Annotated in this window: 15 protein-coding genes; 6 read left to right on the top strand and 9 right to left on the bottom strand. The window is 71.4% G+C overall.

All coding sequences use genetic code 11. The annotated features are described in order from the left end of the window. The first annotated feature begins 11 nt into the window (after window positions 1-11). Window positions 12-2,798 (top strand): penicillin acylase family protein, encoded by a 2,787-nt coding sequence (locus tag ACZ39I_RS27150; protein WP_467247158.1) that lies wholly within the window; start codon window positions 12-14, stop codon window positions 2,796-2,798. Between the two features lie 34 nt (window positions 2,799-2,832). Here the strand turns inward: ACZ39I_RS27150 and ACZ39I_RS27155 are convergent, their stop codons facing one another. Both ACZ39I_RS27155 and ACZ39I_RS27160 read right to left on the bottom strand, forming a co-directional pair. Next, a complete protein-coding gene (locus tag ACZ39I_RS27155) occupies window positions 2,833-4,149 on the bottom strand; it encodes a serine-threonine protein kinase (RefSeq protein ID WP_467247160.1) in 1,317 nt (438 codons plus the stop codon). Between the two features lie 72 nt (window positions 4,150-4,221). Continuing rightward, window positions 4,222-5,454, bottom strand: a complete 1,233-nt coding sequence (locus tag ACZ39I_RS27160) for an exo-beta-N-acetylmuramidase NamZ family protein (RefSeq protein ID WP_467247162.1) — start codon at window positions 5,452-5,454, stop codon at window positions 4,222-4,224. Between the two features lie 113 nt (window positions 5,455-5,567). Between ACZ39I_RS27160 and ACZ39I_RS27165 the strand changes: the two genes are divergently transcribed. Genes ACZ39I_RS27165 through ACZ39I_RS27175 form a run of 3 tightly spaced genes read left to right on the top strand, consistent with a single transcriptional unit; the run spans window position 5,568 to window position 8,625 of the window. Beyond that, on the top strand, window positions 5,568-6,341 hold the full coding sequence (locus tag ACZ39I_RS27165; RefSeq protein WP_467247164.1) for an SDR family oxidoreductase: 774 nt from the start codon (window positions 5,568-5,570) through the stop codon (window positions 6,339-6,341). Then, window positions 6,338-8,005: a class I adenylate-forming enzyme family protein gene (locus ACZ39I_RS27170; protein WP_467247166.1), complete on the top strand. Its 1,668-nt coding sequence runs from the start codon at window positions 6,338-6,340 to the stop codon at window positions 8,003-8,005. The genes ACZ39I_RS27165 and ACZ39I_RS27170 overlap by 4 nt, the downstream gene beginning before the upstream one ends. A gap of 26 nt (window positions 8,006-8,031) precedes the next feature. Beyond that, window positions 8,032-8,625 (top strand): TetR/AcrR family transcriptional regulator, encoded by a 594-nt coding sequence (locus tag ACZ39I_RS27175; RefSeq protein ID WP_266526460.1) that lies wholly within the window; start codon window positions 8,032-8,034, stop codon window positions 8,623-8,625. Between the two features lie 8 nt (window positions 8,626-8,633). On the opposite strand, the gene ACZ39I_RS27180 is transcribed toward ACZ39I_RS27175, so the two are convergent. The 7 genes from ACZ39I_RS27180 to ACZ39I_RS27210 all read right to left on the bottom strand — a co-directional run bounded on the left by ACZ39I_RS27180 (window position 8,634) and on the right by ACZ39I_RS27210 (window position 14,049). After that, the gene (locus ACZ39I_RS27180; protein WP_467247168.1) at window positions 8,634-9,848 is read right to left on the bottom strand and encodes an acyl-CoA dehydrogenase; all 1,215 of its coding nucleotides are present in this window, start codon (window positions 9,846-9,848) and stop codon (window positions 8,634-8,636) included. A gap of 5 nt (window positions 9,849-9,853) precedes the next feature. After that, window positions 9,854-10,888: a phosphotransferase family protein gene (locus tag ACZ39I_RS27185; protein WP_467247170.1), complete on the bottom strand. Its 1,035-nt coding sequence runs from the start codon at window positions 10,886-10,888 to the stop codon at window positions 9,854-9,856. Between the two features lie 175 nt (window positions 10,889-11,063). Beyond that, complete coding sequence (locus ACZ39I_RS27190; protein WP_467247172.1) at window positions 11,064-11,360, bottom strand: hypothetical protein; 297 nt, start codon at window positions 11,358-11,360, stop codon at window positions 11,064-11,066. A gap of 145 nt (window positions 11,361-11,505) precedes the next feature. Further along, window positions 11,506-11,829 carry a DUF202 domain-containing protein gene (locus ACZ39I_RS27195; RefSeq protein ID WP_467247174.1) on the bottom strand — a complete coding sequence of 108 codons (324 nt, stop codon included), beginning with the start codon at window positions 11,827-11,829 and terminating at the stop codon, window positions 11,506-11,508. Further along, window positions 11,826-12,218: a YidH family protein gene (locus tag ACZ39I_RS27200; RefSeq protein ID WP_467247176.1), complete on the bottom strand. Its 393-nt coding sequence runs from the start codon at window positions 12,216-12,218 to the stop codon at window positions 11,826-11,828. The genes ACZ39I_RS27195 and ACZ39I_RS27200 overlap by 4 nt, the downstream gene beginning before the upstream one ends. Window positions 12,219-12,268: 50 nt before the next feature. Beyond that, window positions 12,269-12,784: an NUDIX hydrolase gene (locus ACZ39I_RS27205; RefSeq protein WP_352390927.1), complete on the bottom strand. Its 516-nt coding sequence runs from the start codon at window positions 12,782-12,784 to the stop codon at window positions 12,269-12,271. Window positions 12,785-13,155: 371 nt separating this feature from the next. Continuing rightward, window positions 13,156-14,049: a DMT family transporter gene (locus ACZ39I_RS27210; protein ID WP_467247178.1), complete on the bottom strand. Its 894-nt coding sequence runs from the start codon at window positions 14,047-14,049 to the stop codon at window positions 13,156-13,158. Between the two features lie 558 nt (window positions 14,050-14,607). Between ACZ39I_RS27210 and ACZ39I_RS27215 the strand changes: the two genes are divergently transcribed. Both ACZ39I_RS27215 and ACZ39I_RS27220 read left to right on the top strand, forming a co-directional pair. Then, complete coding sequence (locus tag ACZ39I_RS27215) at window positions 14,608-15,558, top strand: hypothetical protein (protein WP_467247180.1); 951 nt, start codon at window positions 14,608-14,610, stop codon at window positions 15,556-15,558. A gap of 29 nt (window positions 15,559-15,587) precedes the next feature. Beyond that, window positions 15,588-17,120: an APC family permease gene (locus ACZ39I_RS27220; protein WP_403659165.1), complete on the top strand. Its 1,533-nt coding sequence runs from the start codon at window positions 15,588-15,590 to the stop codon at window positions 17,118-17,120. Window positions 17,121-17,234: the final 114 nt, after the last annotated feature.

Genomic DNA, 17,234 nt, shown 5'->3' on the forward strand with positions numbered 1-17,234 from the left:
TTGGAGCTGCCATGCCTCGACGCGCCTCGCGCACCGCACTCGACAGACTGAGAACTCCCGGCACACTCACCGGGTTCCTGAAGTCCGCATCCATATGCGTCCTGATTGCCGGTCTTTTGTCCCCGCTCGCCCAGACGGCTTCGGCCGCCGAGGCCGCAGCGGCGAACGACTACTGCGGCGGCCAGTGTTCCGACATCCTGCCGCCCGGCGAGAACGGCAACGCGACCCTCGCGCAGGTCCTCCTCAACCAGGCCTTCGGCACCCAGCCCGACCACGCCGAGGACCAGCTCGGCCCCTACGCCAACCTGGCCAAGGGGTACCCCGCACTCACCAACTCCACCATCAACACGTTCTTCAACGACGCGTCGTTCGGGGTCCCGTCCGATCAAGTCGCCTCCACCCTGAGCCCCGCCGGCCGCACCGACGTGACGATCGTCCGTGACAAGAAGACGGGCGTGCCGCACATCACCGGTACCACCAGATACGGCACCGAGTTCGGCGCGGGCTATGCGGCCGCCCAGGACCGGCTGTGGCTCATGGACGTCTTCCGGCACGTCGGTCGCGGCCAGCTCACCGCCTTCGCGGGCGGTGCCGCCTCCAACCAGGGCCTGGAGCAGCAGTTCTGGCGCAACGCGCCCTACAGCGAGGCCGATCTCCAGGCGCAGATCGACAACGCGGTCGCGACCAACGGCGCCCGCGGCCAGCAGGCCCTCGCCGACGCCAACGCCTACCTCGCCGGCATCAACTCCTACATCGACGCCTCCGACAGCGGCCGCTCCTTCCCCGGCGAGTACGTCCTGACCGGCCACAAGGACTCCGTCACCAACGCCGGCACCATCGACCACTTCAAGATCACCGACCTGGTCGCGCTGGCCTCCGTCATCGGCTCCCTGTTCGGCTCCGGAGGCGGCGGCGAGGTCAACAACGCGATCTCGCTGCTGGCCGCCCAGCAGCGGTACGGCGTGACGAAGGGCACCGAGGTCTGGGAGTCCTTCCGCGAACGCAACGACCCCGAGGCGGCCCTCACCGTCCACAACGGCGAGAGCTTCCCGTATGCCGCCAAGCCCGCGAATCCGCAGGGCGAGGCGTTGCCCGACGCCGGCTCGGTGAGCACCGAACCCCTGGTCTACGACGCCACGGGCACCGGCGCCGACCAGAGCGCGAGCGCGGCCTCAGCCACGGCGACCGCGAACGCCCTCAGCTCGGCCAAGCGCGGCATGTCCAACGCCCTGGTCGTCAGCGGCAAGTACACCGCCAGCGGTCACCCGGTCGCCGTCTTCGGACCGCAGACCGGCTACTTCGCCCCCCAGCTCCTCATGCTCCAGGAGATCCAGGGCCCGGGCATCAGCGCCCGCGGCGCCTCCTTCGCGGGCCTGAGCATGTACGTCGAACTCGGCCGCGGCCAGGACTACTCGTGGTCCGCCACGACCTCCGGCCAGGACATCATCGACACCTACGCCGTCGAACTGTGCCAGGACGACTACCACTACCTGTACCACGGCACCTGCACGGCCATGGACAAGATCGAGCAGAAGAACTCCTGGGCCCCGACCACGGCCGACGGCACCGCCGCGGGGTCGTACACCATGAGGGTCTGGCGCACGAAGTACGGCCCCGTCGAATACCGGGCGACCGTCGGCGGCAAGAAGGTCGCCTACACCACCCTGCGCTCCTCCTACCTCCACGAGGCCGACTCGATCATCGGCTTCCAGATGCTGAACGACCCGGACTACGTCAAGAGTCCGCAGACATTCCAGAGCGCGGTGCAGCACATCAACTACACCTTCAACTGGTTCTACGCCGACTCCACGCACACCGCGTACTACAACAGCGGCAACAACCCGGTGCGCGCGTCCGGCGTCGACGCCGAGTTCCCGGTGTGGGCGCAGACGGCGTACGAGTGGAAGAACTGGAACCCGACGACGAACACCGCCGACTACACGCCGGCCTCCGCACACCCCAACTCGATCGACCAGGACTACTACATCTCCTGGAACAACAAACAGGCGCTCGACTACGCGACGGCCTCCTGGGGCGACGGGTCCGTGCACCGCGGCAATCTGCTGGAGGACCGGGTTAGGAAACTGGTCGCCGCGGGCGGGGTCACCCGGGTCTCGCTGGTGAAGGCCATGGCGGACGCGTCCCTCGCCGACCTGCGCGCCGAGGACGTCCTCCCGGACCTGCTCAAGGTGATCAACAGCTCGACGGTCACCGACTCCACGGCCGCGGCCGCGGTGACCAAGCTCCAGACGTGGCTGACGGCGGGCGGCAAGCGCACCGAGACATCGGCGGGTTCGAAGAAGTACGCCGACGCTGACGCGATCCGCATCCTGGACGCGTGGTGGCCGCTGCTGGCCAAGGGCATCTTCGAGCCGGGCCTCGGCACCGGCCTGTACACCGCCCTCCAGGCCAACCTGCCCGTCGACGAGTCCCCTTCGGCCGCGCACGGACCCACCGGCGCGCACGCGGGCAGCTCCTTCCAGTACGGCTGGTGGAGCTACGTCGACAAGGACGTCCGCGCGGTGCTCGGTGAGAGCGTGCGGGGTCCGCTGGCGGACAAGTACTGCGGCGGCGGCAGCCTCGGCGCCTGCCGGGACATCCTGATCAGCACCCTGAAGACCGCGGCCGGCAAGACCGCGGCCCAGGTCTATCCCGGCGACGACCTGTGCTCGGCGGGCGACCAGTGGTGCGCCGACTCAATCGTGCAGCGCACCCTGGGCGGCATCAAGCACTACAACATCGGCTGGCAGAACCGTCCGACCTTCCAGCAGGTGGTGGAGTTCACCTCGCACCGGTAGAAGTACCGCACGACGCAGGGCAGTTGGCGGCGGGTCACTGGATACGGCCCGCCGCCAGCACCAGTCGGGCCAGCTCGCGGTGGCAGATGTCGCTGTGGGCGCCGGCGGGCGGTCCGCCGCGTCTGACGACGGGCGCCGCGTCGACGTTCACGCAGCCTTTCGCGGGCAGCCTCCCGAGAAGAGCGTCGGCGAGGCCGACGGACGACGTGCCCGGCACCGCCTGCACCCCGTCGTGGCCCATCGCCCCCCACTTGGCACCCAGGGTCCGGCCGAGGTCGAAGCCCGCCACGCCCCGGGCGTCCCCCGCCATGCGCGAGGCCAGCGGATACAGGGTGCCGAGTGCTGCGTCATGGCGGGAGAAACAGCACACGAGGGGCCCGTCGACGCGGTTCTGCTGCCCCTGGAGCACGCCTCCCGCGCGTGTGTCGTGCGGCAGCCGGGCCGCGAACGCGTAGTGGGAGAAGGCCCCTTGGAGCAGCGTGACGGACTTGACCGACCGCACCCCCTCCGGCAGTCCGCGCAGCGCGAACGACACCAGCCGCCCGCCGAAGCTGTGCCCCACGAGGTGCACCCGCACCCCGGGCGCCGCCTTCGCGAGCTGCCCGATCACGGGCCCCAGCCCGCGCTCTCCGACCGTGCCGGCACGCCGCTTCATCGCGTAGTACGTCCCCTGCCGCAGCAGTTCGTGCGCCCCGTCCCATGGGTTGGGAATCGTGAACGCCTCTGCCCCGTCAGGTGATTCGAGACCGGCGAGAGCCTGCGCGAACTCCTCGCACACGGCCGCCGCGGACCCGGCGAACATCTCCGGCTCGTCCTGCGGCACGCCCTCCGCCAGGATGTCCGCCCCGAACAATGCCTGCGGCCCCGGCGGTACGACCTCCACCAGCAGCCGCACCAGCCGCCCGAACTCCTCCAACTCGGCTTCCTCGCCCGGCTGCTGGTCCAGCAGCCGGGCCAACCGGTCGATCACCGTGGCCCGGCCCGGGAAGGTCTCGAGGAGCGCGTGCCGGGTGTCCTTGTCGAGCACCGGACGCGGCGGCATCTCGGCGGCCACCGCCCGCGGGAAGTCCGGGATCGGCTCGTCCGAGAACCGCATCGACGGCCATACGACCCCCACGTACCCGAGCCTCGCGGCCGGTGCGAGCTCCGGGAACGGCTCGAAGAAGCGGCTGTAGAGCCGGGTCGCGCCCGAGCGGTCACTGTTCCAGCCGTGCGAGAGGACGACCAGGTCCCTGACGCCCCGGCCCGCCACCTCCGCGAGCAGCCGGTCCCGCCGGCCGGTGTCCGGGTCGCCGTCCGCGTCGAACGTCAGCTCCCAGTACGGCGTCACACTCATCGCCGGATCCGCCATCACCGACCCCCTCGTCCCCCGTGGTGGTGCGCATCGTCCTGCTACGGGGCGAAGTTGGCCATACTCCACGGCTCATCCGTAGAGGAGGTAATTCCTTCGAATCCGCCGGAAGGCGCTCAGCTCCTGCCGCCAGCCCGCCACCACCTCGTCGGTGTCCGCACCGGCGTCGATCATCGTGCGGACCTGAGTGGAACCGGTGAGCTTGTCGATCCAGTTGTCCGGGCGCCAGGCGAACCCGGACCAGGTCTTCCTGGCGGTCACGAGCAGAGCGATGCCGGTGCGGACGGGGTCGTAGGCCGCCCTGTCGTGGACGTGGATCTGCACCCCGCCGACCGTTTTGCCCTGGAACTTGGAGAAGGTCGGGGCGAAGTAGGCCTCCCTGAAGTGCACGCCCGGCAGGCCGAGTTCGTTCACGGCGGCGGCCCAGCGGCCGTCCAGCCCCTCCGCGCCCAGCAGTTCGAACGGGCGGGTGGTGCCGCGGCCCTCGGAGAGGTTGGTGCCCTCGAAGAGGCAGGTGCCGGAGTACACCAGAGCCGTGTCGGGGGTCGGCATGTTCGGGCTCGGGGGGACCCAGGGCAGGTTCCAGGTGTCGTAGAACTCCGAGCGCCTCCAGCCCGTCATGAGGACCGTGTCCAGGGGGACGGGGGCGGGAAGGAACTCGCCGTTGAAGAGACGGGCCAGTTCGGCGACGGTCATGCCGTGCGCCTGGGAGATGGGCTGCCTGCCCACGAAGGTCGCGAACTCCCTGTGCAGGACCGGGCCCAGGGCCGCGCGGCCGGTGACCGGGTTCGGGCGGTCCAGCACGACGAAGCGCCTGCCCGCGAGCTGGGCCGCCTCCATGCAGTCGTACAGGGTCCAGATGTACGTGTAGAAGCGGGCGCCGACGTCCTGGATGTCGAAGACGATCGTGTCCACGCCGGAGGCGGTGAAGATGTCGGCGAGGGGCCGGCCGCTCTTCAGATACGTGTCGTAGACGGGCAGGCCGGTCGCCGGGTCGTCGTAGCGGCCCTCGGAGCCGCCGGCCTGGGCGGTGCCCCGGAAGCCGTGCTCGGGGCCGAAGACGGCGGTGAGGTTCACCCTTTCGTCGGCGTGCATCACGTCCACGATGTGCTGAACGTCCCGGGTGACACCGGTGGGGTTGGTGACGATGCCGATACGCTCGCCGCGGAGCTGTTCGTAGCCGGATGCGGCCAGGTTCTCGAAACCGGTTCGTCTGTGGGGGCGGGTCGCCTGGGCGGGGGGTGCGGAGGTCAGTGACGCCGTTGCCGTTGCTGCTGCCAGCAGGGTTCGTCTGGATAGGCGCATGAGGTGCACGGTAGGCGCTCCCGCGGGTTGTGGGGAGGTTCCGCTCACCCTTTCCTTGAACATACCGACCGGTTAGTCTGGCCGTGGAGTCGAGCCGCAGTCGAAGGAGACCGATGGTGGAAGCCCTGCAGGGTGCCGGAGTGGTTGTGACCGGGGCGGGAGGTGGCATCGGGGCCGCGCTGGCCCGCCGGTTTGCCGCGGAAGGGGCCCGGGTCGTCGTGAACGACCTCGATGCCGGCCGTGCGAAGGCCGTGGCCGAGGAGATCGGGGGCATCGCCGTCGCGGGGGACGCCTCCGCTGTCGTCTCCGACGCCCTCGACGCGCTCGGCGGCACCGTCGAGGTCTACTGCGCCAACGCCGGTGTCGCCTTCGGGGGCGGGAACGCCGACGAGCCGCTCGACGAGACCGGCTGGGCCGCTTCCTGGGACGTCAACGTCATGGCACACGTGCGAGCCGCCCACGCACTGCTCCCGGGGTGGCTGGAGCGAGGCAGCGGGCGGTTCGTGTCGACCGTCTCCGCCGCCGGGCTGCTGACCATGATCGGGGCGGCTCCCTACGCCGTCACCAAGCACGGGGCGTACGCCTTCGCCGAGTACCTGTCGCTGACGTACCGGCACCGGGGGATCAAGGTGCACGCGATCTGTCCGCAGGGAGTGCGGACCGACATGCTCGCCGCCACCGGGACCGCGGGGGACCTGGTGCTCAGGCCCACCGCCGTCGAGCCGGAGGACGTGGCCGAGGCCCTGTTCCGGGGGATCGAGGAGGACCGGTTCCTGATCCTGCCGCACCCGGAGGTCGCCGAGTACTACCAGGCACGGGCCGCCGACCCGGATCGCTGGCTGGCCGGCATGAACCACCTCCAGCGCAAGTGGGAGGAGACCCGATGAGCGAGTCCCGCTACGCCGCCAAGCCCTGGCTCGGTCTGCTCAGTGAGGCCCAGCGCGGGCCGATCGAGCCCGACGACTCACTGGTGCACGCACTGCGGCGGGCCGCCGCCGAGGCGCCCGAGCGGCCCTTCCTCGCGTACTTCGACGGGCGGCTCGGCTACCGCGAGGTCGACGAGCTCAGCGACTCCGTCGCCGGGCACCTCGCCGCTCGCGGGCTGGAGCGCGGGGACCGGGTGGCGATCCTGCTCCAGAACTCACCCCTGTTCGTGCTCGCGCTGCTGGGCGCCTGGAAGGCGGGCGCGGTCGTCGTGCCCGTCAACCCCATGTACAAGTCGGGGGAGGTCGGCCATGTCCTGCGGGACGGCGAGGTGGCCGCGCTGATCTGCTCCGACCGGGCCTGGGAGTCGTATCTGCGCGAGACGGCGGCCGACTCGCCGGTGCGGATCGTGCTGACCGGGTGCGAGCTGGACTTCCAGACCCGCGGGGACGCGCGCGTGCTCACCTTCGAGCGGCTGCCGCAGGCCGAGGACGCCGACGACCTGGTCACTGTCGCCCGGGCCGGGCACAAGGCGCCCGAGGGACGGGACGTCACGCCCTCCGACATCGCGCTGATCAGCTACACCTCGGGGACGAGCGGCACGCCCAAGGGCGCCACCAACACGCACGGCAACATCATGTACAACGCCGAACGGCAGCGCACCGGGCTCGGGCTGCCCGAGGCGCCCGTGTACTTCGCGCTGGCGCCGCTGTTCCACATCACCGGGATGGTCTGCCAGCTCGGGGCGTGTCTGAACAGCGTGGGCACGCTCGTGCTGGCGTACCGCTTCGAGGCGGGGGTGGTCCTGGACGCCTTCGCCGAGCACCGGCCGCACTACACGGTCGGCCCGTCGACCGCGTTCATGGCCCTGGCGGCCCACCCGGACGTCACCCGCGAGCACTTCTCGTCCTTCGTCAACATCTCCTCGGGCGGGGCCCCGCTGCCGCCCGCCCTGGTGGAGAAGTTCCGGGCCGGTTTCGGGCCGTACATCCGCAACGGCTACGGGCTGACCGAGTGCTCCGCGCCCTGCGCCTCCGTGCCACCCGAGCGGCAGGCGCCCGTCGACCCGGTGTCCGGGACGCTCGCCGTGGGCGTGCCGGGGCCCGAGACGGTCGTACGGATCGTCGACGAGAGCGGCGCCGAGGCGCCCTTCGGCGAGCAGGGCGAGATCGTCGTGCGCGGGCCGCAGGTGGTGCCCGGGTACTGGCGGCGGCCGGACGCGACCGCCGAGACCTTCCCGGACGGCGAGCTGCGCACGGGTGACATCGGGTTCATGGACGCCGAGGGCTGGCTGTACGTCGTGGACCGCAAGAAGGACATGATCAACGCGTCCGGTTTCAAGGTGTGGCCGCGCGAGGTCGAGGACGTGCTCTACACGCATCCGGCGGTGCGCGAGGCGGCTGTCGTCGGGGTGCCCGACGGGTATCGCGGGGAGACCGTCAAGGCGTACATCAGCCTCCGTCCGGGTGCCGAAACCGACCCCGGTGCGCTCGCCGCGTACTGCAAGGAGAGACTGGCCGCCTACAAGTACCCGCGGCAGGTGGAGATCCTGCCCGACTTGCCGAAGACGGCCAGTGGGAAGATCCTCCGTCGGGAACTGCGTTCCCGACCGCACGACGGCGAATGACCTCTCGAAAGGCAGGTGGCGGCACAGTGCCCAGGACGACGGACGGAGACGGTACGCCCGTCCCGCAGCGGCTGCTGGCCGCCGCCACCCGGCTCTTCGCCGAGCAGGGCTACGACCGCACCTCCGTGCAGGAGATCGTCGAGGCGGCCGGCGTCACCAAGGGGGCGCTGTACCACTACTTCGGCTCCAAGGACGACCTCCTGCACGAGGTGTACGCGCGCGTGCTGCGCGTCCAGCAGGAGCGCCTGGACGCGCTCGCGAACGCCGACGAGCCGATCGAGAAGCGGTTGCGGGCCGCCGCGGCGGATGTCGTGGTCACCACGATCGAGAACCTCGACGACGCGATGATCTTCTTCCGCTCGATGCACCACCTGAGCCCCGAGAAGAACAAGCAGGTGCGGGCCGAGCGCCGGAAGTACCACGAGCGCTTCCGCGCGCTCATCGAGGAGGGCCAGGAAGCGGGCGTCTTCTCGAAGGCGACCCCGGCCGACCTCGTCGTGGACTACCACTTCGGGTCCGTCCACCACCTGTCGACCTGGTACCGCCCGGACGGCCCGATGGGCCCGCAGGAGGTCGCCGACCACCTGGCCGACCTCCTCCTGCGGTCCCTGCGGCCGTAGAGCGCCTCCTAGAGGTACTTCTTCAGCTCCCGGCGCGCGAGCGAGCGCTGGTGCACCTCGTCCGGGCCGTCCGCGATCATCAGGGTGCGGGCGCCGGCGTACAGCTCGGCCAGCGGGAAGTCCTGGCTGACTCCGCCCGCGCCGTGCAGCTGGATGGCCCGGTCGATGATGTCGACGACCGCGCGGGGCGTGGCGATCTTGATGGACTGGATCTCGGTGTGGGCGCCCCGGTTGCCGACCGTGTCCATCAGCCAGGCCGTCTTCAGGACCAGCAGGCGGAGCTGTTCGACGGTCACGCGCGCGTCGGCGATCCAGTTGTGGACCACGCCCTGCTGGGCCAGCGCCTTGCCGAAGGCCGTGCGGGAGACGGCCCGCCTGCACATCAGCTCGATCGCCCGCTCGGCCATGCCGATCAGCCGCATGCAGTGGTGGATCCGGCCCGGCCCGAGGCGGGCCTGGGCGATGGCGAAGCCGCCGCCCTCCTCGCCGATCAGGTTCGAGGCCGGTACGCGCGCGTGGTCGAAGATCACCTCGGCGTGGCCGCCGTGGGAGTGGTCCTCGTAGCCGAAGACCCGCATCGCGCGCTTGACCGTGACACCCGGCGTGTCCCGGGGGACCAGGATCATGGACTGCTGGCGGCGGATGTCCTCGCCGTCCGGGTCGGTCTTGCCCATCACGATGAAGATCTTGCAGTCCGGGTTCATCGCCCCGGAGATGTACCACTTGCGGCCCGTGACGACGTACTCGTCGCCGTCCCGCTCGATGTGGGTGGTGATGTTCGTGGCATCGGCGGACGCGACCTCCGGCTCGGTCATCGCGAACGCCGAGCGGATCTCACCGGCCAGCAGCGGCTCCAGCCACTGCTTCTTCTGCTGCTCGTCGCCGAACTGGCTCAGGACCTCCATGTTGCCGGTGTCGGGCGCGGCGCAGTTCAGCGCGGTGGGCGCGAGCTGCGGGGAGCGGCCGGTGATCTCGGCGAGCGGGGCGTACTGGAGGTTGGTGAGGCCGGCGCCGTACTCGGCGTCGGGCAGGAAGAGGTTCCACAGGCCCTGCCTGCGGGCCTCGGCCTTGAGCTCCTCGACCACGGCCGGGGTGTCCCACGGCGAGGCCAGCAGGGCACGCTGCTCCTCCGCGACGGCCTCGGCGGGGTAGACGTACTCGTCCATGAAGGCGAGCAGCTTGGCGCGCAGCTCCTCGGTGCGCGCGTCGAACGCGAAGTCCATGCGGATCAGCCTTCCTGGATGCCGTCGTGAAGCGTGGTCAGACCGTGCTGGATGAAGACCGGGACGAGGTCGCCGATGCGGTCGAAACCGCGGCCGACCGTCTGGCCCCGGGTGTAGCGGTAGTGGATGCCCTCCAGGATCACGGCGAGCTTGAACCAGGCGAACGCCGTGTACCAGGACACCGCCGAGACGTCCCGCCCGGAGCGCTCGGCGTACCGCGCGACCAGTTCGGCCGGATCCGGGTGGCCCGGGGCCTCGGCCGTCGTGGAGACCGGGGAGTCGGACATGCCCAGCGGCAGGCTGTACATCACCAGCAGGCCGAGGTCGGTGAGCGGGTCGCCGAGGGTGGACATCTCCCAGTCGAGGATCGCCTTGATGCGGCCGTCGTCGCCCATCAGGACGTTGTCGAGCCGGTAGTCGCCGTGCACGACCGTGGCCGCGGGGGACTGCGGGAGACGGCGGCCGAGCGTCGCGTGCAGCTCGTCGATGCCGTCCAGGTCGCGGTTGCGGGAGGCGTCCAGCTGCTTGCCCCAGCGGCGCAGCTGGCGGTCCAGGAAGCCCTCGGGGCGCCCGAAGTCCGCGAGCCCGACCTCCGCCGGATCCACCGCGTGCAGTTCGACGAGGGTGTCGACCAGGGACAGCACGGCGTCGCGGGTGCGCTCGGGCCCGAGGGGGGCGAGCTGGTCGGCGGTGCGATACGGGGTGCCCTCGACGAACTCCATGACGTAGAAGGGCGCGCCGAGCACCTCCTCGTCCTCGCACAGCAGGACCGGATCAGGCACCGGGACGTTGGTGGGATGCAGGGCGCTGATGACCCGGTGCTCGCGCTTCATGTCGTGCGCGGTGGCCAGGACATGGCCGAGCGGGGGCCGTCGTACGACCCACTTCGCGGTGCCGTCGGACACCGCGTACGTGAGGTTCGACCGTCCGCCCTCGATCAGCCGGCCGGTCAGGGGGCCCTGCACGAGGCCCGGCCGCTCGCGGTCGAGGAGGCCGCGCAGCCGGTCGAGATCGAGGCCTGGCGGATGGTCGGGGCTCATCAGGGCTCCTTACGCGCGCGTGAACGGGTCCCGACCATCATGCCGACTGGTCGGTATGTCGTCCAGGGGGAAGGGGGAACGTGATCGGGCCCACGATAGGCCGACAGCTCCCCGGTCGGTGCGGCGGGGAGCTGTCGGCGGTGCTTCTCGGCGTTCTCGGAGTGGCTCGATCGGGTCAGTGGTCGTCCCAGTGGCCCTCGTGGGCGGCGTGCCGGTGGCCGTCGTGGACGTAGTCGACATGGTCGCCGTGCAGGACGCTCTCGTGTCCGCAGTCCTGGCCGTGCCGGTGCTCGTGACCGTCGTGCGCGACATGTCCGCCGGATTCGCACTCGTCCCAGTGGCCCTCGTGCTCGCGGTGCAGATGGCCGTCGTGCGCGTAGTCGACGTGGTCCTCGTGCGGCACCTGGGTGTGTCCGCAGTCCGGGGCGTGGGTGTGCGCGTGCGAGGCGTGTTCGTGGTGGAGGGTGGTCATGGTGCTCACCTTCGAAGCGACGGGCGATGACGTCGGACAGGCTGTCACGCGAAAGGTGTGTATCCGGCTATTCGGGCCTGCGTGGCGAACGGGTACCCCGCAGGCGGGTGAGTACGGGCGGGCCCGGACATGGGGGCCGAGCCGCTCAGAAGACCAGCGCCGCCCCGCACACCGCCATGGCCACCGTGCACAGGACCGCCGCCGTGGCGTGTCGCGGGGTGAGGGCCCCGGGGGTGTCCGACGAGGTCAGGGTGCGGATGCGCTGGTGGGCGAGGGAGAGGAGGCCCAGCCAGAGGGCGCAGCACAGGGCGCAGGCGACGAGGGTGGCGGGGGTCGGACCGCCGTGCAGGGCGGTCTTCACGGCGAGTACGGCGCAGACGGTGCCCGAGAGGGTCGTACGGCGCCAGGCGAGCCGGGTGCGTTCGGGCTGGAGTCCCGGGTCGCGCTCCGCGGCGGCGCCCTCGCTCATCCCTCCCACCCGGCGAGCACGACGACGACCATCGCCACGGCCACCACGGCGACCACCAGGCCCAGCAGTGCCGGGAACCGCGACACCGGCAGGTCCTCGCCCCGGCGCATCGCCTGCTCGCACCGCACCCAGTGGTTGACCGCCCGCAACGAGCACAACACGCCCGCCGCGAGCAGCGCGAGCGCCAGTCCGACCCGCCAGCCCCAGCGCAGGTCCGGCAGGAACTGGTCCACGGCGAAGCCGCCGCCGATCAGCGCGAGCGCGGTGCGCAGCCAGGCCAGAAAGGTGCGTTCGTTGGCCAGCGAGAACCGGTAGTCGGGGGTGCGGCCCTCCTGCCGAACCTCCTCGGGGGCGAACCAGACGCGGACGTTCCGTGCGAAATCGATCACGCGCACGAGCCTATCCGCAGGGTTCCCGGTTGACGTGGTCCGGGCCCCGCTCACCCCATCGACCGGTACGCCTTGAGCCGCTCGTAGGCCGCCAGCCCGTCCGGTACCCACTCCCAGTCCCGCAGGCGCAGCTCCACCTCGTCCTCCGGCAGGAAGTCGTGCCAGGCGACCTCCTCGACCTGAGGGCTGACCGGGAGCTCGCAGCGGACCTCGTAGACCGCGGACCACCAGGTCCGGCCGGCGCCGTCGTCGTAGAGGAACTTGAAGAGGAACTCCGGGCGGGGCAGCCCGCTCACGCCGAGTTCCTCCTCGGCCTCGCGCAGGGCCGCGTCGTCGTAGGCCTCGCCCGCGCCGACCACTCCGCCGACGAACATGTCGTAGAGGGACGGGAAGACCAGCTTGGTCGGGGTGCGGCGGTGGACGAAGAGGCGGCCCTCGGCGTCCCTGGCCTGGATGAAGACACAGCGATGACGCAGGCCTTTGACGTAGGCCTCGCCGCGCGGGGACTGCGCGACGACGTTGTCGTGTTCATCGACGATGTCGAGGATCTCGTCAGCAGCGCTCATGTCCCCCATCCAAGCAGGGGGGCGGCAGTCGGGCGGGGGTGGGCATGCACGCCGGGGGCGCACCGGCTCGGGGAACGCCTTCATGCGGGGGTACGCACCGTTGCCGGGGCGCACCCGGGCAGGGGCCGCGTGGGGGTATGCGTCGCTGCCGGGGCGCACCCGGGCAGGGGTCCGCGCAGGGTGCGCGCCGCTGCCATGGCGTGCACACGGGCAGGGGTCCGCCGCCGAGGAGAGGCCCGCCCCCACACTGCAGCGGGGAACCCGACTCAAGTAGGCGCCCGCATTCACGCAGGCACCCACCTCACGCAGGGACCGCGTCCGCACAGCGCCCCGCCTCCGCACAGCGCCCCGCGTCCCCGTCGGCGCTTGTCTCAGCTCGGCTGGAGGTCACGCGTAGGTTCCGACCGGGCGGCTCCGGCGGGCATCGCGGGGTGCATCCCCAGCAGGACGATGCCCGCGACGACCGCCGCGAGCCCCAGCGCCTGCCAGGTCAGCGCGGCGGTGTCGGTGCGCAGCCGGTCGCCCAGGAAGCCCACCCCGCACACGATCCCGGCGAGCGGCTGGGCCGCCGTCAGCGCGGGCAGCGACATCCGCAGCGGCGCGGTCTCGAACGCGCTCTGCACCAGGACGAGCCCGGTGACACCGAGGGCCAGCACGGCGTACGGCTGCCAGCCGGTCAGCAGCTCCGCGAGGCCGCCCTCGGAGAAGCGCTGGCCGCTGACCCGGGTGAGGGCGTCCTGGACGCCGTACAGCAGTCCGGCCGCCAGGGCCAGCAGGACCGGGCCCCAGCTGAGGCGGGAGCGCTTGGCGTAGGTCGTGAGGAGCAGGGCGAGGCCGACCATGACGCCGATGATCAGCCAGTGGCGGAAGGGGTCGGTCACCGCCGTACCGCCGCGCGGCTCGCCCGCCACGATGAACGCGCTCACCCCGCCCGCCAGCAGCACCAGCCCGGCCCAGCCCTGCCGGCCCAGCGGCTGTTTCGTCTGCTTGCGGGAGAGGGCCAGGGCGAAGAGGAGGTTCGTCGCGAGCAGGGGTTCGACCAGGGAGACCTCGCCCTGGCCCAGCGCGATCGCGCCGAGGACCATGCCGACCACCATCAGACCGATGCCGCCGAGCCAGCGCGGCACCTTCACCAGGTCGAGGAGCAGCCGGGGCGAGAGGAAGTCGCTCAGCGGGGCCTGACGGGCCGCGTTCTGCTGGAGCACGAAGCCGAAGCCCAGGCAACAGGCAGCACTCACGGCGAGAGTCAGAACCAGAACCGACACGCTGCGTACCTCGATCGTCCGGCCGGGCGGCGGGGTGGTAGTCGCCGACTTTAGCGTCCCAGTGTCCGGCTTGCCCCTGGGAGTGCCCGGATTCGGGCCGTCGACTCGGCCACCGAACATTCTCGGCGACGGGTGTCCTGCCATGGTGCGGTGCGGGGGAGGAGGACGCCATGGCGTACGCCACAGCGGAGGTCCCCGAACCGCCCCCACCAGCACCGCGCCGCCACAACTTCCTCTCAGTCATGGAGACTTGACGCGTGTAATGTGCCTTCGACCCTTGACGCAAACCATTGGCGGAGGGTTGGCTGTGCGTGATCAGTCGATGGCGGTGCGAATCGGCCCCCGACCTGCACGCATCGCCTGTCAGCCTGTGAGCCTGCCCGCATCCGCTCAGGCGCCCCGTTCCGCCCCCTGGCATTCCCTCCACTCCTCCCCTCCGGCCCACCGCATCCTCCGCAACCCCAGAAGCCCCACCATTCCCCAGCCGCCCCACCTGTCTCAGCCCTGCACCCCCGTCCCACCCGCCACGCCCCACCTTCCGTGAGGAAGACCCACCCGGTGTCCCCGCCCCCACCCCCCTTCGGCCGCAGTCGGAAACGCGCCTCCCAGGCCTTCGACGCGGCCCTCGACGACGCCGAACTCATCGACGCACGCGCCGCGTTGGCGCAGGGCAGGTGGCAGGTGGTCCGGGCGCTGCTCACCCGGACGGGTGACGACTGGGACCGACGGGGCCACCGGGTCACGGTGCTCGCGGCCGAGACGTACACCGAGGCCTGGGCCAGGGACTGGCTGGTGGCCGAGCCGGACTCCGCCGACGCCGCCGTACTGCTCGCCCTCGCCCTGGTCCAGCGCGTCCGGCGGGGCAAGGGGAAGCCCGCCGCGGCCCGCGAGGCCTGCCGGACCGCGGCCCGGCTCGCGCCCGCCGACCCCACCCCCTGGCTCGGCCTGCTCCTGCTGGAGCGCGACCTCGGGGCGGCGGACGAGGTCGCCGACGTCTTCGGCGAGATCCGGCAGCGTTACGCCGACCACCACCACGCCCACCACCTGATGGTCGCCCGGCTCGCCGAGCGCCGTGCCGAGACGGGCCCCGACCCGCTGCACGAGGTCTACGACTTCGCCAACTGGGCCGCCGAGCAGGCCCCCGCCGACTCACCGCTCGCGATCCTGCCGGTCATCGCGCACGCCGAGCGCTACCGCGCCCTGGCCGCAGCGGGCCACGAGCCGCCCGACCCCGCCGCCTCCGCCCACTGGACCGGACGCCGGGCCCGGCAGGTGATGAAGGCGGCCTTCGACTGGTGGCTGGAATGGGAGCACGAGGGCCACCCCCGCCGCCTGGTCGACCTCAATTTCCTCGCCCACGCGAAGGTCTGCGAGGGCCGCAGCGCCGAGGCCGCCGCCCTCTTCCACCGCATCGGCGAACGCCCCACCCCGGCCCCCTGGTCCTATCCGGACCACGAGCCGTACTCCGCCTTCCGTACCGCCCGCGACCACGCGCTCGGCACGGTGTGACACCCCCGAACCCCAGAAGGACGGTCCCCATGGCCACCGAGAGTTCCAGCAAGAGCAGACCAGGCATCAGTACGTTCAAGGGGCAGGACCGCGCCCTGCGCGCCGGCCGCCTCGGCACCGGAGGCCTGCTGCTCTCCGTGCTCGCGGCGACCGCGCCCCTCATGGTCGTCGCGGGTGTCATGCCCACCACATTCGCGGTGATGGGGATCGTCGGCCAGCCCCTTCTCTACGTCGTCCTCGGCGTGGTCCTCGTCCTGTTCAGCGTGGGCTACGCCGAGATGAGCCGGCACGTCCACAACGCCGGAGCCTTCTACGCCTACATCTCCCGCGGCCTCGGCGGCACGGCCGGGGCGAGCGCGGCCCTGGTCGCCCTGGTCGCCTACAACGCGCTCCAGGTCGGCATCTACGGCATCTTCGGCTTCGAGGTCTCCGGGCTGTTCGCCACCTACACCGACCTGTCGGTGGCCTGGTGGATACCGGCACTGGTGGCCGCGCTGGTCGTCGGCGCGCTCGGCTGGCTCAAGATCGACGTCAACGCGCGCGTGCTCGGCGTCCTGCTGATCGTCGAGGTCGCCCTGGTCGTCATCTTCGACATCGCCGCCGTCGCCGACCCCGCGGCCCAGGGCCTGTCCCTGCACGCCTTCAACCCGGACACCCTCAGCGGCGCCGGCGTCGGCACCGCCCTGTGCTTCTGCATCGCCGCCTTCCTCGGCTTCGAGCAGGCACCCGTGTACGCCGAGGAGACCAGCCGCCCGCACATCCTGGTGCCGCGCGTGATGTTCCTGGCCGTCGGCGGCGTCGCGGTGTTCTTCGCGCTCAGCAGCTGGGCCCTCACCGTAGCCACCGGACCCTCGGCGATCGTCGCCGAGTCCCAGAAGCAGAGCGCCGGACTGCTCTTCGGGCTCACCGAGTCCCGCCTCGGCGGCACCTTCACGGACATCCTGCACGTCCTGTTCGTGACCGGCATGTTCGCGGCCATGCTCAGCTTCCACAACGTCGTCGCCCGCTACGCCTTCGCCATGGGCCGCGAGGGACTGCTGCCCGCCGCCTTCGGCCGCACGAACAGTGCCAGCGGCGCCCCCGGCACCGGCTCGCTGCTCCAGACCGCCGTGTCCGTGGTGGTCGTGGCCGTCTTCGCGATCGCCGACGACAAGCCCACCGGCGACCCGACCGTGCCGGTCCTGCACCTGTTCACCTGGTTCGGCAACATCGGCTCCCTCGGCGTCATCGTGCTGATGGCGGCGGCCTCCGCGTCCGTCATCGTCTTCTTCGTCCGGCGCGGCGCGGCGGGCGCCCAGGCCTGGCGGCTGGTCACCTCGGCGCTCGCGGGGATCGCCCTGCTGGTGATCGCCGTCTACACCGTGAAGGACTTCGACGTCCTGGTCGGCGCGGGCCCGGGCTCCTCGCTGAGCTGGGTGCTGCCCGGCATCATCGGGCTGGCCCTGCTGGTGGGCGTGGCACAGGGACTGCTCCTGCGGGCCCGCAGGCCCGAGGCGCACGCCCGGATCGGGCTCGGCAACGAGGCGTTCCAGCTGGAGAAGGCGGCCGGGGAGACGTCGTAGCCCCGCGCACCCGCCGCACAGGCCTCCACGCACCGGATGCTCGCTGAGATCCGGGTGGGAAGTGGTGACGGAAGTCTGACGAGCACCCGCGAGTCCTGGTCCCGCAGGCCTCGC

The organism is Streptomyces sp. NPDC024687 (assembly GCF_055559055.1).